16 protein-coding genes and 1 pseudogene are annotated in these 22,817 nt (G+C 59.0%); 8 read left to right on the top strand and 9 right to left on the bottom strand.

Annotated features, from left to right (window positions below; genetic code table 11):
- Positions 1-129: 129 nt before the first annotated feature.
- The 3 genes from ACPWMG_RS10100 to ACPWMG_RS10090 all read left to right on the top strand — a co-directional run bounded on the left by ACPWMG_RS10100 (position 130) and on the right by ACPWMG_RS10090 (position 2,368).
- Entirely contained in the window at positions 130-1,293 is a 1,164-nt protein-coding gene (locus ACPWMG_RS10100) for a GGDEF domain-containing protein (RefSeq protein ID WP_483304508.1), read from the top strand.
- A gap of 233 nt (positions 1,294-1,526) precedes the next feature.
- Positions 1,527-2,030 carry a hypothetical protein gene (locus ACPWMG_RS10095; RefSeq protein WP_483304507.1) on the top strand — a complete coding sequence of 168 codons (504 nt, stop codon included), beginning with the start codon at positions 1,527-1,529 and terminating at the stop codon, positions 2,028-2,030.
- A gap of 203 nt (positions 2,031-2,233) precedes the next feature.
- Positions 2,234-2,368, top strand: a complete 135-nt coding sequence (locus tag ACPWMG_RS10090) for a hypothetical protein (protein WP_483304506.1) — start codon at positions 2,234-2,236, stop codon at positions 2,366-2,368.
- Positions 2,369-2,576: 208 nt separating this feature from the next.
- On the opposite strand, the gene ACPWMG_RS10085 is transcribed toward ACPWMG_RS10090, so the two are convergent.
- The 3 genes from ACPWMG_RS10085 to ACPWMG_RS10075 all read right to left on the bottom strand — a co-directional run bounded on the left by ACPWMG_RS10085 (position 2,577) and on the right by ACPWMG_RS10075 (position 4,721).
- Entirely contained in the window at positions 2,577-3,176 is a 600-nt protein-coding gene (locus ACPWMG_RS10085) for a tetratricopeptide repeat protein (protein ID WP_483304505.1), read from the bottom strand.
- Positions 3,177-3,372: 196 nt separating this feature from the next.
- Positions 3,373-3,780: a GFA family protein gene (locus tag ACPWMG_RS10080; RefSeq protein ID WP_483304504.1), complete on the bottom strand. Its 408-nt coding sequence runs from the start codon at positions 3,778-3,780 to the stop codon at positions 3,373-3,375.
- 47 nt (positions 3,781-3,827) lie between these two features.
- On the bottom strand, positions 3,828-4,721 hold the full coding sequence (locus tag ACPWMG_RS10075) for a DUF4238 domain-containing protein (RefSeq protein WP_483304503.1): 894 nt from the start codon (positions 4,719-4,721) through the stop codon (positions 3,828-3,830).
- Between the two features lie 185 nt (positions 4,722-4,906).
- On the opposite strand from ACPWMG_RS10075, the gene ACPWMG_RS10070 reads away from it, so the two are divergent.
- From ACPWMG_RS10070 to ACPWMG_RS10050, 5 genes and pseudogenes are all read left to right on the top strand, one after another.
- Positions 4,907-5,134: a tripartite tricarboxylate transporter substrate-binding protein gene (locus ACPWMG_RS10070; RefSeq protein ID WP_483304502.1), complete on the top strand. Its 228-nt coding sequence runs from the start codon at positions 4,907-4,909 to the stop codon at positions 5,132-5,134.
- Positions 5,135-5,628: 494 nt separating this feature from the next.
- Positions 5,629-5,724, top strand: a pseudogene (locus ACPWMG_RS10065) (ESPR domain-containing protein); the annotation flags it as partial.
- A gap of 57 nt (positions 5,725-5,781) precedes the next feature.
- Positions 5,782-10,971, top strand: coding sequence for a YDG domain-containing protein (locus ACPWMG_RS10060; protein ID WP_483305223.1), 5,190 nt, complete (start codon positions 5,782-5,784; stop codon positions 10,969-10,971).
- Positions 10,972-10,979: 8 nt separating this feature from the next.
- The gene (locus tag ACPWMG_RS10055) at positions 10,980-12,674 is read left to right on the top strand and encodes a ShlB/FhaC/HecB family hemolysin secretion/activation protein (protein ID WP_483304501.1); all 1,695 of its coding nucleotides are present in this window, start codon (positions 10,980-10,982) and stop codon (positions 12,672-12,674) included.
- 1,620 nt (positions 12,675-14,294) lie between these two features.
- Positions 14,295-15,320 (top strand): methionine synthase, encoded by a 1,026-nt coding sequence (locus tag ACPWMG_RS10050; RefSeq protein WP_483304500.1) that lies wholly within the window; start codon positions 14,295-14,297, stop codon positions 15,318-15,320.
- Positions 15,321-15,900: 580 nt separating this feature from the next.
- Here the strand turns inward: ACPWMG_RS10050 and ACPWMG_RS10045 are convergent.
- From ACPWMG_RS10045 to pncB, 6 genes are all read right to left on the bottom strand, one after another.
- Positions 15,901-16,185, bottom strand: a complete 285-nt coding sequence (locus tag ACPWMG_RS10045; RefSeq protein ID WP_483304499.1) for a hypothetical protein — start codon at positions 16,183-16,185, stop codon at positions 15,901-15,903.
- Positions 16,186-16,299: 114 nt separating this feature from the next.
- Positions 16,300-17,478, bottom strand: a complete 1,179-nt coding sequence (locus tag ACPWMG_RS10040; RefSeq protein ID WP_483304498.1) for an MFS transporter — start codon at positions 17,476-17,478, stop codon at positions 16,300-16,302.
- Positions 17,475-18,896, bottom strand: coding sequence for a DNA recombination protein RmuC (locus tag ACPWMG_RS10035; RefSeq protein WP_483304497.1), 1,422 nt, complete (start codon positions 18,894-18,896; stop codon positions 17,475-17,477). The genes ACPWMG_RS10040 and ACPWMG_RS10035 overlap by 4 nt, the downstream gene beginning before the upstream one ends.
- On the bottom strand, positions 18,893-19,891 hold the full coding sequence (locus ACPWMG_RS10030) for a 2-hydroxyacid dehydrogenase (RefSeq protein ID WP_483304496.1): 999 nt from the start codon (positions 19,889-19,891) through the stop codon (positions 18,893-18,895). Before ACPWMG_RS10030 ends, ACPWMG_RS10035 begins: the two co-directional genes overlap by 4 nt.
- A gap of 143 nt (positions 19,892-20,034) precedes the next feature.
- Positions 20,035-21,441: a sodium:proton antiporter gene (locus tag ACPWMG_RS10025; RefSeq protein ID WP_483304494.1), complete on the bottom strand. Its 1,407-nt coding sequence runs from the start codon at positions 21,439-21,441 to the stop codon at positions 20,035-20,037.
- Between the two features lie 82 nt (positions 21,442-21,523).
- Complete coding sequence (pncB, locus tag ACPWMG_RS10020) at positions 21,524-22,723, bottom strand: nicotinate phosphoribosyltransferase (RefSeq protein ID WP_483304493.1); 1,200 nt, start codon at positions 22,721-22,723, stop codon at positions 21,524-21,526.
- Between the last annotated feature and the right edge of the window lie 94 nt (positions 22,724-22,817).

The raw sequence follows: 22,817 nt of genomic DNA, 5'->3' as shown, positions 1-22,817 counted from the left end.
CGCTGCCCCGTTCCATTTCAATGCCACGGCCTCGACCGTCTTCGCCGAGCAACTGATCGGCCTCCGCGCATGGCTCCTGGCCGAGCGGCTCTCTTACGGAGTCCGCCCGCGCCGATACATCTCTCGTCCATGGTTCTCGACCCCTTCACCCTTCTCGTCCTCACTGCGGCCATGGCCGCCGCTTCGGCGCTGTACCTGACCGCCGAATGGAGCAGCGTGCGCGAACGTTCGCTACTACTCTGGAGCGCGGGGTTTGCCATCATCGCCGTGGGCAGCGTGCTGGCCCTGCTGCGCTCCAGTGGTTATGTGCTGGTCGGCATCTGGTTCCCCAACGGCATGCTGATCGTGGCCCACTGGCTGTTTCTGGCCGGCGTCGCCAGATTCACGCGCACCCGGCTGCCGCGCGCCTGGTGGCTGCTGGCCGTCATCTGGCTGGCGATGCTGTTTCTGCCCGACGGGCCCTGGTGGTCCAAGGCGATGCTGGGCATCCAGTCGCTGCTCATCGCCGTCATCACCTTGCGCGCCGCCCTGCTGCTGCGCCCGCATGGCGGCGCGCTGAGTGTGGGCGCGGCGCAGTTGCGCTCCGTCCTGCTGGCGCACGGCCTGTTCTACGTCGCCAAGGCCGCCTCGACCGTGGCGCCGCACGCCTTCGTCAACCTAGCCAGTTTCCAAGGCGCGATGATCCTGGTCTCGCTGGTGGAAGGCGCAATGGCGATCATGCTGCTCGCGATGTCCATGACCGGCACCGAGCGCCATCGCCGCGAGGAGCGTATCGCGCAGATCGCCGCCCGTGACCCCCTGACCGCGCTGGACAACCGCCGCGAGCTCTATCTGCGCGCACCGGAACTGCTGATGCAGGCCTCGCCGACCAGTCCCGGCGCCCTGCTACTGATCGACATCGACCACTTCAAGCAGGTCAACGACCTGCACGGTCATGCCGCCGGCGACCGATTGCTGGTGACCCTGAGCGACCTCATCCGCGGCGCACTGCCCCATGGCGCGCTGGCCGCGCGGCTGGGCGGGGACGAGTTCGTGATCATGCTGCGCAACGTCTCCGGTGCGGCCGCGCAGGCGCTGGGCCAGGACCTGCGCGAGTCGTTCGCGCAGCAAGCGCGTGAGTTGTTCGTGACACCGGAGCCCGTGTCGCTGAGCATTGGTGCGACCTTGTTCGACCAGCCTGCAACGGAGCTGTCACATTGGCTCAAGCGGGCCGACGAAGCCCTGTACGCATCGAAGCGCAAGGGACGGAACCGGATGGAGCTCGCCCCGCTTCCACCTGGGCGGCCGCAATGATGATCCTCTAGTCCAGACGGGCACTAGTATGGCGACCCAAATGTTCTTCACCTTCGGCGACGCCCTCTCGCCCCGTAGCGGCCACCAGTCCCCGTTCAGCAAACGGCCCAATAGCGGTCGTTGACAGGCGCGCAGCGAAGGAATGTGATAGGTCCGACTGAACTGGCCAGGGTTCAGGCAGAATCCGGCCAAAACCCGTCTCTTGCTGCCCCCAGCAATCTAACCCTTTACCCATGAGTTCACTGACTTGGGAGGAACTATTCGTCGACGCGGCAAACCTCGATTTCAGTACGCTGCTTTTAGAGTGGCCGCTCGTGGTCATTGGTCAGGTTGGACCGATAGGTGCCTCGGTTTTCGGTGACCTATTCTTTGAACGCAGGTCTGGTGAAGTTGAAAAACTGGACGTGCTAGAAGGTGGTGTCCATAAAGTGGCAGCGAATCAGGCGGAGTTTGCAGCGTTGATGAACACTCCGTCTTGGCAGGAGCAGAGCCTCCTGAGCAATGGGGTCGCCCTGCTCAAAGAGAGGGGCGTTTCACGCTCCAGCGGACAGTTCTTCGGCTTCGCTCCTCACCCGGTGTTTACGGGCAAAATTGACGGGGCAAGGATCATGCCGCTGGACGCCATCGTTTGGAATTCAATTTGCGCCCAGTCGTTAAGTGGAGTCGCCTCATCCTTGGCTCCAGCAACATCAAGTGACTCTCCAAGCAAACCGTGGTGGAGGTTCGGACGACGGTAATGGGGTAGTTACTTGAGGGCGGTAGCATCGTATGAACGGTCGCTTTGAGGCGATGCGGAAGACGACTGTGTGCCCTGAACGGACCTGGGCCTTCTCCAAAGCGGACCTAGCCCAGGCTTTAGAGCGGCCTATGGCCTGCTGACAAATAGCCCAATTCCTACCGCAATCAACAATAGGATGTAGCGCTTCTTAGACATTAGAAGATGGGAAAATCTTCTTATGGTGGCTATCAGTCGCGTCACACCTTGCGTGCTGAAGTAAAGAGCCAAGAGAAGAAAAACAACGGCCGCCCATCCGCCAAACAAGAGCATCATGGCTCCAATAATATTGTGAAGTGAGGCGACCCCTATTGCTAGATATATAGCAAATGAGACAAGGGCACCGATGAGCGCGAAGAACCGCCGCCACCCAAGAAACAGTAAGAGAGCTAGCAGGCCAGAGATGACAAGTGGCATCCAGAAGTAGAAAACTGCCTCGGCATGTGATGCTCCAACTGGCATGTCGGTCTAAGGTAATGTGAAGAGAAAGAATCGGATATCGAGTCTGTCACCGCGTTGCTTCCGTTAACCGAATGCGCTTGCGAGTCCCTCTGGTTAGCTCTTCGTTTCCCATGGCTATATAAAGAGCTTCAAGATCAAGTAGATACGCTTTGAGAAGGGCCTTGCGGGGATCGGCTTCGGCAGCAGCTATAGACAGCTTGTACATGGGCTCTGCTTGGCTGTACTTTTTCTGCCGAAAGAAGACTTGACCAAGATTATGGGCAATGGAGCCTTCAAGCGTGACACGTGCCACGGCATCTTGGTAGGTCGCAGCATCGCTTCCGGTCAAAAGCGGAGGATTCGACGGGATAGGCTCAAGAGGAATTTTTCTGATTAAGCTCAACGCCTGTTGAAGCATACGCTCCGCCTCAGCGTAATTCCCCCTTATTAGTTGGTCCATTCCTGCGTTATTGGCCAAGCGGGAAAGATGAAAGTGGTTTGGAGCCGCCTTCTGTTCTTCGTCCAAAAAGCTCTTATCTTCGCCCCTCTCGGCTTTCGCTTGGCAATAAACCAAGCCGCTCGTAGCTGAAGCAGCGACAAAAATTAGACTTGCTACAACTCTTCTCGCTGTAGTCGCTCCATCGCGTAAATCGAGCTTTGAAGTCATTTGCGCCCATCTACTACTTTCATTTGCGGTCGAATGCAATTTAGAGACAGCCCCTTCGGGTCTAGAGTCGTGCCAAGTAGCCGCAATCTGGCTGCCACATCGACAGACCGGTATTGGCCGTATCCCGCCGGATATGTCCTAGGTCTGGGTTACACGCATGGCCTTTAACGGTCACGGTCCGCAGATTATTTTAAAATTATGGTTGGCCGTCGTGTGATTCGCTCACCATGGGAAGCTGAACCCATGAGCGACGCCGTTGTGCCCAAATCTCTCGATGTGGTGTACCTAATTCATTACGCTGTTTCAGGACACCAGTGCGTAATGAGTAGGCCTGCGGATTTTCTACGGCACAGGCATACAAGGGACTGCCACAGTTCTCACAGAATGCAAGAAGACGCTTCGTACCACTGGCGGTTGTCTTGATGTACGTTCGAGGCGCGCCCTTGATTAGATTAAATCCGGCTGCAGAGGCAGAGATGTTGACTCTGAAAGCAGAGCCGGAATGCGTCTGGCAGTCGAGGCAATGACAGACTGTCACGGTGCCTGGTTGAACTTCTGCTTCGAATTCAATGGCGCCGCATTGGCACTGACCTTCTACTTTCATCGTATTCCTTGGTTCGGAGGAGCTAGCTCAATGACCAATCTTGGCCGTCAATCGTCGTTAGGTTGTGTATCAGGCCTAGGACGCAAGCGTCGGTCAACGAACGCCATTTGGCTATTGTCACGCGCCATCACATACCGGGAGGAAAATGCCACTGTTTCAAGGTTTGCACGTTTCACGAAGGCGGCATCCGACAAGCTAAACCAGTCTCGATATGTCGTACCCGCTAGTTCCGAATGGAAGAAAATCTTTCGTGGAGTCAGTGGTAACGCCATTACGAACTGAGAACTCAGCTCCCCCCTAATTATTAGCGGGTGGTCGCCCAGGAGAAAGGTGAACGGGCAACTAGGGGCGATGCTCTTGATATCCCATCGCCCATGATGCATCTCGCCGAGAAGCCTGGGCTGCTGGATGAAAGTAGGAAGTCCACCAATGGAAAGTTGGTCATAGGCCTGCGGCAAATATTTCTCAACCCATTCACGGGTATCAAGCGTCTTGGTTAACCCTTCCACGCGGGCGTAGTCCGGGTCGGCGTTGAGTTGTTCGTCCAAAGCCTCACGCGCCATTTGCTTGAGAGTCTGAATCGTGCGCGGGACCCGCATGTACTGTGCAACGAGAAATTGGGCCCAATACCCATTGTTGATGTCTGACATGGATGAGATGCCTCCCTGCAGCATCTTTTTATGAGCTATCGCACCATGCTCGTCGATATGCGGACCAAAGAAATCTCGCTCAATGCTGACATCTCGCTCCGAGGTTTGCATTGACTCCGTTGTGTAGAGATTTTTTTCATAACCGATGCCTGCCGCGGTTCTCCGATTGGCAAGCAGTGTCCCGTTGAATGAGCGGCTGAACACGGTTAGTTTGCTGTCCGTTCCGCATTCCCATTCATGAAGCAAGAACTGCGGAACATAGTGATGGCGAACATAAGCCAGGCTGTTCATAGGTCTCCAGATTCAGCGGGAATGGTTGGAGCGAGGGGCTGCTTCTGGCCGAAGGCAGCGCTTTGAGTTTAGCCGCCATCAAAAACTGGCATCTTGAACTTCGCGGCCGAGGGCTAGGCTCATTCTGGCGCACAAAACTGTAAGCCACCCAATCCAAACGAGAGTTTCGACATCGGTTGGACACCATGCCCCTGTTTGGTCGTCTTGCCCCCAAGGGAATTACTGCCCCTGTCGTCGAGAAAATCAGCACCGTTTTGAGAACATCGATACGCCAGGGTGAGATGCAAGCCAAGCTCAAATCCATGGGGTTTGAGCCGATTGGCAGCACACCGCAAGAGTTGTCTCAACGCATCTCCGGGGAGATTGCGAGGTGGAATGAGGTGATTCGCAAGGGGGAGATCCAAGCGGAGTGAAATCGTCGCGCCCCTACATAGCGCACCTCACATCTCTTCTCGCCATGCCATAGCTTGAGAAAGAGCCTGGGTGCTACATCAGGCAACCAACACGATTTGGTTCAGCCCTGCCCGCTTGGCCTTGCATAGCCGACTGCCCACCTGGTCGATCAATAGCCGTAGGTCCTGACCGGCTGTGGGATGACCGTACCTCAGCCCATACTGGCCGTGATCAATCCAGGGGATGGCTTGGGTGGACTCAAGCAGAGTTCGATAGACGGCGCTATCGGATTCACAGGTTACATGGTGTAGGCAGCAGTTCAACTGGCACGCATGACGGTGTCAGCCCGCTCGCCTTCGAGGCGGTCTAAACCGGCCGAATCGCAATGACCTCAAAGACCCGTGAGGCTCACTGTTGTGAAAATTAAACGACAGCATTGATAGATATCTATGCTGTCTAGAATGCATTGGCAAACATTACGTTACACCTCATTCTGCCAACCAGGGAACCCGACATGGGCCATGCTTCAATGAACAGAATTTATCGACTCATCTGGAGCCAGTTGACCCAGACCTGGGTAATTGTTTCGGAACGTACAAAAGGCCGGGGAAAGTCAGCGAATCGACTGCTCATCGCCAGCACCTTACTGGCCACCGCACAGATGGCCATGGCTGGGCCCGTAGGTGGCCAGGTCACAGCCGGCAGCGGCACCATCAGCCAGAGCGGCAACACCACCACGGTGACGCAGTCAAGCCAGAACCTGTCGTTGGGTTGGCAGTCTTTCAATACCACCAGCCAAGAGACGGTGAACTTCGTTCAGCCGTCGGCCAGTGCCATTGCCGTCAACCGCATCAGCGACACCCACGGCACGCAGTTCTTTGGCCACCTCAATGCCAACGGACAGGTCTATCTGATCAACCCCAATGGCGTGTTGTTTGGTGTCGGGTCGCAAATCAACGTGGGTGGCCTGGTGGCCTCCACGCTCGATATCAATGACGCCAGCATCAATGCCGCCACGCGCAATTTCAGCGGCACGGGCACCGGCAGCATCGTCAACCAAGGCAGCATCACCGCAGCCAATGGCGGCTACGTTGCCCTCATTGGCAATACCGTGAGCAACCAGGGCACCATCAGCGCAACAGCGGGTGCCGTGGCCCAGGGTGCGGGCAGCGATGTCACGTTGTCGTTTTCGGGCGATAGCCTGGTCAAGCTGCAAGTCAACCAGAGCACGCTCAACAACCTGGCCGAAAACGGTGGTTTGATCCAGGCCGACCGCGGCACGGTATGGCTCTCCGCCGGTGCCAAGGACGCGGTGCTGGCCAGCGTGGTCAACAACACCGGCATCATCCAGGCGCGCAGCGTTCAAAACGTCGGAGGCACGATTGTGTTGGAGGCCGGCAGTGCCGGCACCGCCACCAACAGCGGCACCCTGGATGCATCGGGCAAGCTGGCCGGTGAAACCGGCGGCATGGTCAAGATATTGGGCGGTACGGTCAATCTCTCCGGCAGCATTGACGCCTCCGGCGATGCCGGCGGCGGCACGGTGCTCGGCGGGGGTAACTATCAAGGTTTGGGCCTGGAGCAGAATGCCAAAACCACCACGGTCAGTGCCGGCACAACGATCAATGCCGATGCCATTGGCACCGGCAACGGCGGCAAGGTGGTGGTCTGGTCGGACGGCACCACCCATTTCGATGGCAGCATCTCGGCCCAGGGCGGGCAATACGGCGGTAACGGTGGTGCGGTGGAAACCTCCGGCAAGCAAGTGCTAAAAGTGGGGAATAGCGCCTCGGTCACCACCCGCGCAGCGCAAGGTGCCGCCGGCGAATGGTTGCTTGATCCTCAGGATCTGACCATTGGCGGTTTTAGCCCGGGCGACAGCGATATCGATGCGGCCATCATCACGATGGCCCTGCAAAACGGCAACGTCACGATCAAGACCGGCACCGCAGTCTCTTGCGTCAACGTCTCCCCTTGCCCTGCCGGGCACACGGGCAACGGCGACATCATCCTCGTCAACGGCGCTCTGTTGGGGGGTAACGCCTGGACCGCCAACACCACGCTGACCCTGAGCGCCTATCGCAATATCGAGCTGCAAGGCACGGCCAATATCGACGTTAATCAGGGGCCAGGCAGTATTGTGCTGCGTGCCGACAATACCGGCACCGGCGTCGGCACAGCCATTTTCAGCCAGGACTCAAACGTCTACGCAGGGACCAGCGGCACCTTCACGATCTACTACAACCCGACCAGCTACAGCTCGCCGACCGATTTCCTGGCATTAAAGGATTCAACCAACACCTTCCAGATCTTCAACGGCTACGGTACCAGCGCCAGCCCCCATAATTTCAACGCCTACATGCTGATCAACATGGGGGGAACGGTTGCGAACAAGACCTACGACGGTTTGCTTACGGGCACCATCAGTGGGTTGTTGCCGATCACCCTGCCTTCTGGCGTCACGGTCGATACCAGCAGCCCCACTGTGCTATTCGACACCAAGAATGTCGGTATTAACAAAACCGTTACTGTCACCGGCGTCACGCTTTCCGGTACCAATGCGTCCAAGTATGCCCTGAATGGCCTGGATAGCAAGACCGCCTCGATCACGGCCAAAACCATCAGTGCCAGTGGCGTCACGGCCAATAACAAAACCTATGACGGCACCACCACGGCCACGCTTTCCGGCACTGGCAGTGTGGCCGCCAGCCTCATCAGTGGTGACAGCGTATCGCTGACGGGCGGCACAGCAAGCTTCGCCGACGCCAACGCCGGCGTCAGCAAGTCTGTCACCGTGACCGGCCTCGGCCTCACCGGCACCGATGCCAACAACTACATCCTGACCCAGCCCACCGGCTTGACGGCCACGATCAACAAGGCGGACCTCACACTCAGCGGCACCAAGACCTATGACGGCACCACAACGGTAGCGGGCAGCACGCTGACCGCCACCGGAGTAGCCGGCCAGACCTTTACCGTCACCGGTACAGGCAACGCCGCCAATCTGGCCAGCAAAAATGTGCAAACCGGCTCTGCGCTCAGCAGTGTGAGCGGACTGACACTGGGCAGCAGCAGCAATGGCGGCTTGTCCAGCAACTACAACGTGCTGAGCACCTCCGGCAGCAGCTATACCGTGACCGCCAAAGGACTCACACTGAGCGGCATCACCGCCTCTGACAAGGTCTACGACGCGACAACATCGGCCACGCTCAATACCAGCGGGATCACCTATGGGGGCCTGATCTCTGGCGACAGTGTCTCTTTGAGCGGCAGCGGCACGGGTAGCTTTGCCACCAAAGACGCGGGCACCAACAAAACGGTGACGGTCTCGGGCTACACGCTGAGCGGATCGGATGCGGGCAACTATGTCGTCACGCAGCCCACCGGCCTGACGGCGACGATCAGCAAGGCAGACCTCACGGTATCCGGCATATCTGGCGTAGATAAAACCTTCGATGCCACGACCCCCGCCACGCTCACCGGCACGGCAAGCGTCACCGCGCTGAATACCGATGTTGTGTCTGTCGTGGGCACAGGTACAGGCAGCTTTGCCGATGCCAATGCCGGAGCCGCCAAGAGCATCACCGTGACCGGCTATACGCTGTCCGGCACGGACGCCAACAACTACAACGTGGTGCAGCCCACCATGACCGCCACCATCAACAAAGCCGACCTGATCTTGAGCGGCACCAAGGTCTACGACGGCAGCACCGAGGTAGCGGGCAGCACGTTGACGGCCACCGGCGTGGCGGGCCAGACCTTCACCGTCACCGGCACAGGCGACTCCTCCAACCTGACCAGCAAGAATGTGCAGAGTGGCTCTGTGCTCAGCAGCGTCACCGGCCTCAGTTTGGGCACCAGCAGCAATGGCGGCTTGTCCAGCAACTACAACGTGCTGAGCGCCGGCAGCAGCAGCTATAGCGTGACGGCCAAAGGCATCACGCTGGCCGGCATCAGCGCCGCTGACAAGACCTATGACGGGACAACAGCGGCAACCCTCAACACCAGCAATGTCAGTTACTCGGGCATCGTCACGGGTGACAACCTCACCCTCAGCGGCACGGGGACCGGCACTTTTTCGACGAAAGACGCCGGAACGAGCAAAACCGTCACCGTGTCTGGCTACAGCTTGAGCGGATCCGATGCCGGCAACTATGTGATCTCGCAGCCAACAGGGCTGACGGCAACGATCAGCAAGGCCGACCTGGTGGTGTCGGGCGTATCCGCCGCAAATAAAACCTACGACGCCACAACCTCGGCTTCACTGACCGGTACTGCCAGCGTGACGGCCATTGGGGCTGATGTCGTTTCTGTTACGGGTTTTGGTACGGGCAACTTTGTCGATGCCAATGCTGGCACCAACAAGGCCGTCACCGTCACCGGCTATACGCTGACCGGCACCGACGCCAACAACTACAGCGTGGTGCAACCGACCAGTGTCACAGCCACCATCAACCAGGCCAACGTCGTCTTGAGTGGTACCAAGGTCTATGACGGCAGCACCACGGCGGCTGGCAGCACACTCACGGCCACCGGTGTGGCAGGGGAAACCTTCACGGTCACGGGCTCGGGTGACGTCTCCAATCTGGCCAGCAAAGATGTGCAAACGGGCTCGGTGCTCAGCAGCGTCACCGGCCTCAGCTTGGGCAGCAGCAGCAATGGCGGGCTCGCCAGCAACTACAACGTGCTTAGCAGCAGTGGCAGCAGTTACGCCGTGACGCCCAAGGGCATTACGCTGACGGGCATTACAGCCGCCGACAAAACTTACGATGCAACCACCTCGGCGACCCTTGACACGACGAACGTGAATTACGCCGGCATCATCGTGGGTGACGCCGTCACTCTGTCGGGCAGCGGCACGGGTAGCTTTGCCACCAAAGACGCGGGCACGAATAAGACTGTGACGGTTGCGGGTTACAGCTTGAGCGGAACGGATGCAAGCAACTACATCATCACCCAGCCCATCGGTCTGACCGCGACCATCGGCAAGGCCACACTGCTGCTTTCAGGCTTGTCGGCGGTCGATAAGGTCTACGACGCGACCACAGCGGCAGCGCTGAGTGGCACGGCGGCTCTTTCTGCGGCGATTGGGGGCGATGCCGTCTCGCTGAGTGGCACGGGAGTTGGTCAATTCGCGGACAAGAATGTCGGTACCAACAAATCGGTGACCGTCAGTGGCTACACGCTGACCGGCGCCGATGCAGGCAACTACAGCATCGTGAACCCCAACGCGCTGGCAGCCAGCATCACGCCAGCAACGATCACGGTCAGTGGCATCACGGCAGCCGACAAGGTTTTTGACGGCACCACGGCCGCCACGGTCAACGCCAGCAATGCCACGCTGGCGGGCAAGCTGGGCTCAGACGTGGTCACGGTTTCTGCGACGGGTGCATTCTCTGACGCCACAGTGGCCACCGGCAAGACGGTCAATCTGAACAGCACCTATGGCGGAGCCGATGCTGGCAACTACCGCATCACCGGACAAGCCACCGCATCCGCCAGCATCACGCCCGCCCCTGTTGTCGTCATCGATCCGCCCGTGGTTGCTCCCGTTGTACCTCCCGTTGTCATACCAGTCGTGACGGCGACCCAGGAGGTTCGCAACACGATCACACAGGTCCAGTCGTCCTTGCTGCCTCCTCAGGCCTCGGCACAACCGCAAAGCCTTGACTTGTCATCTACGCTGGTCATTCAACAACAGGCTGACGCTGGCGGCAGTAACACCGAACGTTCACAAGAAACGAACGGCACCCCATCAATTAACACCACCACAGGGTTCGGCACGCCCGCACCCATGCTGCAAATTCAAAATGGGGGGATGCAATTGCCGCTCATCGCGACCAGCATCACAGAATGAAGAAATCCATGACCAACGTATTCACGCCGTCTTTCGTGATCAAGCCCTCGCTCGCCGCTTTGTTGCTGGCTTCCGTCGGTGCCCACGCCGCGGGCCCCGAAGTGCCTCCGAATGCCGGCTCACTTCTGCAGCAGTTGCAGCCCGCAGCGCCCTTTGTGCCGCCGCCTGACGCACCAAAGCTTGAAATCAAACCACCCAGCGATGCCAGCTTACCGCCTTCGCAACCGATTCAAGTGACCGCCCTTCGCATCACGGGCAACACCGCGTTTGCCACTGAAGTACTGCACGCGCTGGTGAAAGACCAGGAAGGCCAAAGCCTGACGTTGCCACAGCTCAACGCACTGGCCGGGCGCATCACTGCGTACTACCAAGACCGCGGATTCCCCCTGACCCGGGCAATCATTCCGGCGCAGTCGATCACCGGCGGCGTCGTCATCATTCAAGTTGTGGAGGCACGCCACGGCAAGGTGCAACTGAACAACCAAAGCGAAGTCAACGACGCGCTGCTGAATGCCACCCTGGCGCCACTGAATAGCGGAGGATTGATTTCCGATGCAGAGCTGAACCGAGCGCTGCTGTTGCTGTCAGATGTACCCGGTGTGGCTGTGGGCGCGGTTCTTAAACCGGGTGCGGCCGTTGGCACTGCCGACATGGAAGTCGAGACGCGGTACAACCGGACGGCTCTGTTCAACTTTGCGCTGGACAATTACGGCAGCCGCGATATTGGTCGCACACGGCTGAGCGGCAATCTGAACATCGTCAATCCGTTTCACCACGGCGATGTCTTGAGCGCCAACCTCATCAGCACGGGTGAGCACATGAACTATGCCCGGGTCGCTTACGACACGCTGCTCAATGGCAAGGGCACCAGGGTCGGCGGCGCCTATTCGGCATTGAAGTACAAACTTGGCAGCAGCGCCAGTGCGCTGGATGCACACGGCAATGCGATGGTGGCCAGCCTGTGGGCAAAGCAGCCATTGGTTCGCTCCAAACAGTACAGCGTGTATGCGCAATTGCAATTCGATGGGAAGAAGCTGCGCGATCGCATCGATGTCAGCAACCTCCGTTCAGACCGCCATTTGAACAACTGGATCTTGAGCTTGAACGGCGATTCACGCGACGACCTTTTGGGCGGCGGCGTGAACATGGCCGGTTTGGGCTTAACCAGTGGCCGCAAGAGCTTTGACGATGCGCCTGCCGCAGCGTTTGATGCCTCTACCGCGCGCACAAGCGGCAGCTTCTCCAAGTTGAATGCCAACGTCGCCCGCATGCAATGGTTCTCGCCGCACGACGCTTTGTACTTGAGCCTCAATGGTCAGTGGGCCGACGGCAATCTTGATTCGGCGGAAAAGATGACCGCCGGTGGCCCCTACACGGTTCGCGCTTATGACGTCGGTGCGATCTCTGGCGATACCGGTTATGTGGGCACCGTAGAAATGCGCCATGACTTGGGGGCGCTACCGTTTGGAAAATGGCAGGTCGTGGCATTTATTGACAGCGCATATGTCAAGGTCAACCGCCATCCCTGGACCACGTCAGACAACAGCGCAAGCTTGTCGGGTGCAGGTGTCGGCCTGAACTGGACCGGCCCGGAGCAGTGGCGTGCAAGTTTCTCGGTGGCAACGCCTATTGGGAGCGAATCTTCACTCGTGAGCAAACAGTCCTCGGTACGTGCTTGGTTGGTCGCGAGCAAGGCTTTTTGATTGCGAGCACAGGGGGCTAGGCACTTCGTCCTCTGCATGCGCCGTACTCAAATAGCCTGAAAGTACCAGCCAGGCTGCTTCTGGCCGGGCGTCGCTATCGCAGCGTCTTTTGAGTGAGCAGTTACTCGTCATTGAGGTATGCGTGAATGGCTTTGTCCTCTACAACGATGTGGTCAGTGATGTGAAAAACATCTTTGATACGCGGATGTAGAAGTGCCTCGGCTCGATTCAGAGTTCTACCGATGAACTGCGCTTCACGCCACGGAGACTGCATTGCGTCGGTTATTCCGACTTGATACTGCGCATTAGTAGCCCGTAATTCAAGTGCGAAGGCGACGCGCTGGTCTGGTGTCGACCCCTCACCCCACTCGCCAATGCTTACCGTCACCGATACGGGAAGACCGCGATGGGAATCCGAAAGAAGAGCGTCGTAAATCGCTTAGGCATCGCCGTCGCGATGCACGAACCGGGTAAGGCGCGTTGTGCGCCCGCCGCAGCAGGAACATAGCGTCGATTCTTGAGGCGGCTCAAACTCTATGGTTAACATTCAGTTCAATATGGTTGAGGGCGGATCTGCGCGGCACTTGTAGGTGACCGCTGTCGTTTGAAGCCGTTTGATGTCAGAAAACGGGCTCAGTCCGCCGCTGCTCATCAACCATCTGAGCCGCCAGTTTCAGCCTAAGCATTCTTTCTAGCGCGGGCGACGGTGACGACGGCTCCGGAATCCTGAAAAATCCAACCACGTTTCGACCAAGTTGAACCGGCGTTATGAGTATTCCCCAAGGAATTCCCCACCAGCCCAGCACCAGGGAGAATGCTGCGTCTCCGAGCCTTTTCTTAACGCCACAGCGTTTACAACACATGGCCGGACGACTTGACCACGAGGTCATCAGTAGGGCAGACCAGACGCGGTAGGAAACGTGCACATCCACGGGACCAACTCCACCGCATTGAGGGCAGTCACCACTATGGACCATTCGCACAAATGGGTCCACTTGATGGGCTGGTAGCTGATTGGCGACGCTAGCAAGCACACCACGTTGCTCACATTTCGCGTTGCAGAATCGCGCTTCTCCTTGGCGCGTTCCTCCAAATAGGATGGTTGAACTACAAAACGCGCATTTCGCCATTGGTCCCTCTCATTCTTCGACTTACATAGTTATTTTTCTGAGCCTCATCCGGTCTCGAATGAAGTTTCATGTTCGCATTCTGCCGCAGGCCTGACACAGCCGTTAGATAGTTCGGGGCTTATTTCCATCGAGCGCATCGCCCTCAATCGCGAGGGATGCCTCGAAATTTCCGGGCTCCGTCGCCTTCAGTATTTGTGGCCAACGCTAGTTTGACCAGCTCCGCCAAAATCTCATGATCAACTCACGCGAGCGGAATTCCGCACTAGCCATAAGTTATCCCAACTCACTGGTGATCACGCAAATTGGCCGACCTGGTCAAATCCGCTGAAGCCGCAACACAATGGGCTGCCAATTGCGCCCATTGACTCGCGCTTTGACCTGTGTCCTAGCACCACCGCATCGCTTCGCATACCGGGCATTTCAGGCATATCCGGCAAAGCAATCCCGATGCATGCTCATCACTTCCATTTTTCTCTAAAGGAATTCTCTGATGTTTGAAACCTCCATCGCCGGCAGCCTGCCTAAGCCCGCCTGGCTGGCTGAAACCAACAAGCTCTGGCCACAGTGGCGGGCTGAAGGCGATGCGCTTCTCCAGGCCAAGGCCGACGCGACCCTGCTCTGGATCAAGGCCCAGGAAGACGCAGGCCTGGACATCGTGTGCGACGGCGAGCAATCGCGCCAGCATTTCGTGCACGGCTTCCTCGAGCAGGTTGAGGGTATCGACTTCGAACACAAGGTGAAGATGGGCATCCGCGACAACCGCTACGACGCCATGGTGCCGCAGGTGGTGTCAGCCTTGCGCCTGAAGGGCCGCGTGCATGCCTTCGAGGCACAACTGGCGCGCGCCCACACCAGGAAAAAGCTGAAATTCACTCTACCCGGCCCTATGACCATCGTCGACACCGTGGCGGACCGCTTCTACAGCGACAAGATCAAGATGGCCTTCGCTTTCGCCGAGTTGTTGAATCAGGAGGCGCTGGCGCTACAGGCCGACGGCGTGGACATCATCCAGTTTGACGAGCCCGCGTTCAATGTCTACATGAAGGATGCCGCCGACTGGGGCGTGCAGGCGCTAGAGCGTGCGGCGCAGGGGCTGACCTGTAAAACGGCGGTACATATCTGCTACGGCTACGGCATCAAGGCCAATACCGACTGGAAGAGCACGCTGGGCGACGAATGGCGCCAATACGAGACGGTGTTCCCTGCGCTGGCGCGCAGCCGCATCGACCAGGTGAGCCTGGAATGCATCCACTCCCATGTGCCACCCGACTTGATGAAGCTGCTGGCCGGCAAGGACGTAATGGTCGGTGTGATCGATGTGGCCAGTGACGTGGTCGAAACCCCCGAGGAAGTGGCCGACACCATCGGCCGGGCGCTGCAGTTCGTGCCCAAGGAGCGCTTGTTTCCGTGCACGAATTGCGGCTTGGCTCCGATGGGGAGGGATGTCGCTTGGCGCAAGTTGCAAGCGCTGGCAGAAGGCACGAAGCTGGCAAAGGAGCGGTTTGCCACGACGTGACGCCCACGGGGGCGTTCGTTTTTGCCCGCTTTACGCGAGCGTTATGCTTCAGTTTGAAGCTAACGGTTCATAACTTCAAAGGGGCTCATGATGAAAGTAATCAATTTTGCCGTAGCAGTTTTATCGTTCATCATCACTGTGCCGGCAGCAAGTGCCTCGGATTTGTCATGCCGCACCGATTCGCTTGGTACAACACGCTGCAGCGACGGCACAACCTATCGAACCGATTCGTTAGGTACGACGAGAGATAACCGTGGAAATTCGTGGCGGACTGATGCACTTGGTACCACAAGAGGTTCTGACGGAAGTAGCTACCGCACAGACTCTCTTGGGACAACTCGAGATAACCACGGAAACTCTTGGCGTACGGATTCGCTAGGGACGAAACGGGGTTCCGACGGAACAACGTGCCGTACTGACTCCCTTGGTACTCTACGTTGCAACAAGTAACGCATACCAAGTCCATCCACCGGACCGCCAAAAAACTGCGCATTTTGTCAACCGGGTAGAGGCTGAGTCTAAATAGCCGGTTGTGGCCGGCTTCCGATTGATACCAGTCCGCTCCAGCAGGCCCTAGCCGTTACTCAACTGGCCGACGACCCGGGCGAGTGTTCGCAACGGCACTCCAAATAGCTTCATCAGGCTCAAGTTCAGGAAAAGCCTCAATAGTCGGGTTGATCAGCTCAAGGACTATTGCGCCCATAACTTTTCCAAAGCTGGATTTCAGCGACTGTGCTTTCTCAGGGGGTAACCCGTCTATCGCTCTAGCAAGCGCGGCATTCAATGCGGCCACCGCCTCAATCCCGCCGTCTCTGACTGCACGCGCGCTCTCCATCGAGTCTAGGGAGTCAATATGTTGCGTCATGGTAGCTCGCTGTTTGGGCTGAATTTTGCCTCACACGGTTGCCGCCACTGATCAATCTTTCGCGTCACTGATCTCTTCACGACGCAGCGCCCCAACTGCGCCACAACAACTTCGTCAATGCGATGTCAGCTTCACGTTCTTCAGCAACCAAGCTGCACGCGACCCACCACCGACCAAAGCGGCGGTTGCCCAGAACAAGCCTGCCACACCGACCGCCGCACTGGCCACACCGAACACCATGGGCATCAGCACGCTGGAGGCGTTGATGGTCATCAGGCGCAAGCCCAGCGCTTCGCCGTGGCGATGGGCGGGGGTGATTTGGTGCAGGGTGCTCATCACCATGGGTTGCACCGAGCCGAGCGCCAGGCCCAACAGGATGGAGCAGGCGCCCATGGCCCAGGCGGTGGACAGCAACGGGTACACGCTGAACAACAGCGCGGCGCACCACATGGCGCCGCAAATCACGGCCCACTCGCGCAAGCGCTCGGCCAGCAACGGCATGACCAGGCGCACCAGCGCAGCGGCAATGGCGAAGCCGCCGAGGATGGTGCCGATGGTGGACGCGGGCAGCCCGCGTTCATGGCCGATGATGGGCACGACGAAGGTGTGCACATCCCAACACGACGACAAGAACCAGTTCACCCACAGCAGGCGGCGCAACACAGGGTCGGCCAACAGATCCCAGGGAGTGGTTTTGACGGCGTTAGGAGCGATTTCGATGGGTGGTAGCTCTTCCACGTCATGCACCAGCCACCAGGTCAGCAGCGGCAGTGCGGCCGTTACAGCAAAGGCCCAGCGGTAACCCGCAATCGCATTGGGTGTGCTGCCCGCAAAGTCGATCATCAGGCCGGCCAAAAACGGGCCGATGAAGTTGGACACCGCCGGCCCCACGGCCAGCCAACTGAACACTTGCTTGAGCCGCGTACCGCCCTCCGCCGCGCGCCCCACATGGCGCTGCAGCGAGATGACCGCCAGACCCGCCGCACCTCCGGTGAGCAAGGCGCTCACACACAACACGCCGTAGATGGGAAATACCGCTCCCAAGCCCGCGCCCACGACGGCCATCACCACGCTGATGGACACGGGCCGACGCAGGCCATGGCGGTCGGCGTAACGGCCTGCGGGCAGCGCTAAAAACACTTGCGTCAAGGCAAACAGCGCCAGCAAGAAGCCCACGGCAAACGCGCTGTAGCCTTCACGCAGCGCGAGCAAGGGTGCTGCCAGACGCACACCGGTCATACAAGCGTGCAAGCAAATCTGCGCGGCGATGAGGCGGGCGAAGGCGGCATTCATGGTTGTAAGTCGTCCGCGTCGTCCTGCAGGTTCAAGTTTGGCAGGAGTTGTTGGGCATCGGCCTCAGGCAGCGCTTCCACCACCTTGAGTGCACGGCGCATCTGGCGCGTGCGGGTGTCGGCTTTGTCGAGGGTGTCGGTGGCTTTCTGCATTTGCTCGCGGATGCGGGCTACCCATTCACCGTAGCGTTCAAATTCGGTTTTGACGGCGCCCAAAACCTTCCATACATCAGACGCCTGCTGCTCCAGCGCCAGCGTGCGAAAGCCCATGTGCAGGCTGTTGAGCATGGCCAACAAGGTGGTGGGCCCGGCCAGCGTGACACGGTAGTTGCGCTGCAGGCTGTCCATCAAACCGGGACGGCGCAGCACTTCGGCGTACAGGCTTTCAATCGGCAAGAACAGAATGGCGAAGTCGGTGGTGTGCGGTGGCGCAAGGTAGCTCTCCGAGATCGACTTGGCCTCGGCGATGATGCGTGCGTGCAGGGCTTTGCCAGCGGCTTCCACACCGGCCACATCGGCGCGGTCATGCGCGGCCAGCAGACGCTCGTAGTCGTCGCGCGGAAACTTGGCGTCGATGGGCAGCCACACGGGCTCGTTGTCGCCGTTGCCAGCCGCGCGGCCCGGAAAGCGCACCGCAAAGTCCACGCGCTGGTTGCTGCGCGGTTTGGTCTCGATCTGGCGGCCGTATTGCTCGGGCGTGAGCACTTGTTCGAGCAGCGCTTCCAATTGCACTTCGCCAAACATGCCGCGTGTTTTGACGTTGGTGAGCACGCGCTGCAAGTCCCCTACCCCTTGCGCCAGATTCTGCATTTCGCCCAGGCCTTTGTGCACCTGTTCCAGGCGCTCGGCGACTTGCTTGAAGCTTTCGCCGAGGCGTGCCTCTAGCGTGGTTTGCAGTTTTTCGTCCACCGTCTGGCGCATCTCGTCGAGCTTGGTGGCATTGCTTTGCTGTAGCTGTGCGAGTTGGGTTTCCAGCGTGGCGCGCACTTCGCTCAGGCGGCGCGCGTTGGCTTCGCTCAAGCCCTGGATCTGGTTGGTGAGTGTGTCACCCAAGGTTTTTTGCAGCAACGTGAGCTGCTGCGAGAAGGCATCGAGCTGCGCGTTCTGGCTGCGCACAAACTCGGCGTTCTGCTGCACCACCGACTGTTGAAACGTGGCCAGGCTGGTGCTCTGCTCTTGCCGCGCGCCCCGCGCGGATTCGCTGATCTCGCGGCGCAGTTCGCGCTCCAGGCGTTCATTGGTCGCGGCCAAGTTCTTGGCCGTGTTGTGGATCAAACCCGCCAGATGCTCCGTCTGTTCAGCGCCATCGTTGGTGTTCGACTGGCGCAGCATCACCACTATCAGCACCAACAACACGATCAGCAGCAGTAGGTTGATGCCCCCTAACGCAAACACCCACCCAACCGAGACGTCTATCATCTAGCTATACTTTTTGCAGCTAGTTCCGCAGCATTCAAGGGCGTAAGAGGCTTTTTTTGCAACAAGTACCCAATGAGGTTGTCGCACGCCAGGTTGGCCATGGCCAAACGTGTGGGCACGGTAGCGCTGGCAATGTGCGGGGTGAGCACCACGTTGGGCACGGTCAACAAATCGGGGTGCACTTTGGGTTCACCTTCAAACACGTCCAGCCCGGCGGCCGCAATGCGGCGCTCGCGCAACGCCACCGCCAAGGCCGCGTCGTCCACAATGCCGCCGCGCGCGATGTTGATGAGGTTGGCCGTGGGCTTCATCATCGCCAGCTCTGCTGCACCAATGGTGTGGTGCGAGGCGGCGGAATACGGCACCACCAAGACCACGTGGTCTGCCGTGCGCAGCAGCTCTTCTTTGCCCACATAGCGGGCTTTGCAAGCGGTTTCTAGCGAGGCGTCGAGCTTGGAGCGGTTGTGGTAGATCACGTTCATGCCAAAGCCGTGCGCGCCACGCTTGGCGATGCCTTGGCCGATGCGGCCCATACCGATGATGCCCAGCGTGCTGCCATGGATGTCGGAGCCGGCAAACATGTCGTAGCTCCACTTCGTCCACTGGCCGGCGCGCAGATAGTGTTCGCTCTCGGTGACGCGGCGGGCGGTGGCCATCAGCAGGGCGAAGCCAAAGTCGGCGGTGGTTTCGGTCAACACATCGGGGGCGTTGGTGGCCAGCACGCCAGCGGCGGTCATGGCAGGCACGTCGAAGTTGTTGTAGCCCACGGCCATGTTGGCGCAGATTTTCAGCTCGGGGCAAGCGGCCAGAACTTCGGCATCGATACGCTCACTGCCGGTGGTGAAGACCCCTACTTTGCCTTGCAAACGCGCGATCAACTCGGGTTTGCTCAATAAGTCGTCCGACTGGTTGCCGTCTACCTCAAAGTGTTCTTCGAGTCGCGCAATGGCTTCAGGGAAGATGGCGCGGGCCACCAGGATCTTGGGCTTAGGCATGGGTAAGTCTCCTCCGGTATTTCGATGACGTCAGCGCGACGTTAGCGTTAACGCTTTAGAGGCCATTTTTCCACGTCTGGAGTTCCCTATCGTCTTGGTGCGGTACAGCGTGCAGAAAAAATTTCCTGCACCTTGAAGGAAATTCAGAACCAGATGAAGGTCATGAGCACAAACAGCGGCACCAACACGCAGAACGCCCAGCCTATGTAGCCAAAGAAGCTGGGCATGCGCACGCCGCGCTCTTCGGCGATGGCCTTGACCATGAGGTTGGGCGCGTTGCCGATGTAGCTGTTGGCGCCCATGAACACCGCCCCGCCAGAGATGGCCGCCAGCGTCGGTGCCAGCGTGGTCATCAGCGTTTGCGCGTCACCCCCGGCGGTATTGAAGAACACGAGGTAGGTTGGCGCGTTGTCCAGGAAGGAACTCAATGCGCCCGTAGCCCAGAAGTAAGCTGCAGGATTGGGCGTACCGTCAGAACGCGTGACGGCGGCGATGATGGCCGAGAACGGCCCGTCCATACCGGCCTTGAGCATGGCAATCACCGGGATGATGGTCAGAAAGATCCCGGCAAACAGTTTGGCGACTTCCTGCATCGGCGCCCAACTGAATTGGTTGTCATCATGCACCTTGGCCGCAGTCAGTTTGAGCGACAGCAGGGTCACGACGATCAAGCCGACATCACGCACCAGCCCCGGCAGGCCCACATGGGCACCGGCCACCTCAAAGCCGACCGGCGATTTCCAGATACCGCTGAGCAGCACCAGACCCACCACCACGGCCAGCAGTATGAAGTTGACTTTGCCGTCAAAACCCAGGCGGTGGGTATCCGGCGTGGGGTCGCGCGGCAACAGGCCGTCCTTGCGGAAATGCCAGCTGTCCAGCAGATAGAAGATGGCCAGCAGCGCCCCGACCAGGAACAGCGTCTCAGGAAAGATGTGGCTCACGGTCCAGAAGAAGCTCACCCCCTTCAAGAAACCCAGGAACAGCGGCGGGTCGCCCAGCGGAGTCAGCGAGCCTCCGGCGTTGGAAACGATGAAGATAAAGAACACGACCACGTGCGCTTTGGAGGGACGGTTGTCGTTGGCGCGGATCAAGGGGCGGATCAACAGCATCGAAGCTCCGGTGGTCCCCATCACACTGGCCAGCAGCGCGCCGATGGCCAGAATACCGGTATTCAGCGCAGCACTGCCATGCAGGTTGCCGCGCACGAAAATGCCCCCGGCCACGGTGTAGAGCGCTGTCAGCAGGATGATGAACGGCACATACTCGGCCACCAGCGCGTGCACCGCAGCACTCGTTGCCAGACCGGGTCCAAACACCGCCGCAAACGGCAAGATAAACAACGCAGCCCAGGCCGCAGACACCTTGCCAAAGTGGTGATGCCAGAAATGCGGCATGAGCAAGGGGCACAGCGCAATCGACAACAAGATGCCTGCAAACGGTACCCCCCACAACGCCGAAAGTTGCGCGCCATTCACCTCGGCCGCAAAACCCATAGCCGGTAACAACAAGCCCCAGCCCAACGCCAGCGCTGCACGAGAAATCCGCATCTGTCTCCCCCCTTTTCTACTTCTACTTTTTCGCGTTCTTTCGGTCCCCCAGGCAGAACGCCCGCATGACGACGCGCGCGCGTCAAGCCTGCGGTGCTTTGATGTCGAACACCTGGCGCAGATAGGCCAGATACTTTTCGTCCTCACACATGTTCTTCGACGGCGTATCTGACAACTTGGCCACGGGCTGACCATTGCAGCGCACCATCTTGATGACGATTTGCAGCGGCACGTGTTGTGGCGCATCGCCCAGGTCGTTGGTGAGATTGGTGCCAATGCCGAAGGCCAGCAGACAACGACCATGGAACTGGCGGAACAGCTCAATGGTACGTGGCACGGTTAAACCATCACTGAAGATGAGTGTTTTGGTGCGTGGGTCGACGCGGTTGTTGCGGTAGTGCGCGATGAGGCGCTCGCCCCAGGCAAACGGGTCGCCGCTGTCATGGCGTGCGCCGTCGAATAGCTTGCAGAAATACATGTCGTAGTCGCGCAGGAAGGCGTCCATACCGTACACGTCGCTCAGTGCAATGCCCAAGTCGCCACGGTATTCCTTCGCCCACGATTCAAAGCCAAACACCTGGCTGTCGCGCAGGCGTGGGCCCAACGCTTGGCAGGCCTGCAGGTATTCGTGCGCCATGGTGCCCAGTGGCGTAAGGCCCAGCTTCATGGCAAACAACACATTGCTGGTGCCGGCAAACTGGCCGCTGGGGCCCGCACCGAGCTTGGTCATCAGCGTGCGCAGCACCTCTTCGTGCCAGGCCTTGCTGAAGCGGCGGCGCGTGCCATAGTCGGCAATTTTCAGCTCTTGCAAACCATCAGCCTGCAGTTGGTCCACCTTGACCTGCAGGCGGCGGCGGCCTTCTTCGAACTGCGGCGTTTTCTGCGTGTTGCGGAAGTACACCTCGTTGATGATGGCCAGCACCGGAATCTCGAACATGATGGTGTGCAGCCACGGCCCACGGATCACGATCTCCACCTCGCCGGATGGCAAGGCGCTGACATGGATGTACTTTTCGTTCAGCCGGAACAGCCCCAGGAAGTCCACAAAGTCGCTCTTGATGAAGCGCATGGAACGCAGATAGTCCAACTCTGCATCTTGAAACTGCAGGCTGCACAAGCCACGAATCTCTTCACGGATCTCGTTGACATACAACGCCAACTGCACGCCGGGATTGCGGCACTTGAACTTGTACTCCACCTGGGCTCCAGGGAACTGGTGCAGCACCGCCTGCATCATGGAGAACTTGTAGAGGTCGGTGTCGAGCAAACTGGTGATGATCATGTTTGGCGCAATGCATACCCCGCTGGGCTGACGCGGCAGTCTGCTGTTGAATAAAAGTTCAAGCACCATTGTGGCACCACCGCGCACTTCACAT

Source organism: Hydrophilobacter chitinilyticus (assembly GCF_049860745.1).
Classification (GTDB): domain Bacteria; phylum Pseudomonadota; class Gammaproteobacteria; order Burkholderiales; family Burkholderiaceae_C; genus Rhodoferax_B.
This window is presented reverse-complemented; position numbering and strand designations above follow the sequence as displayed.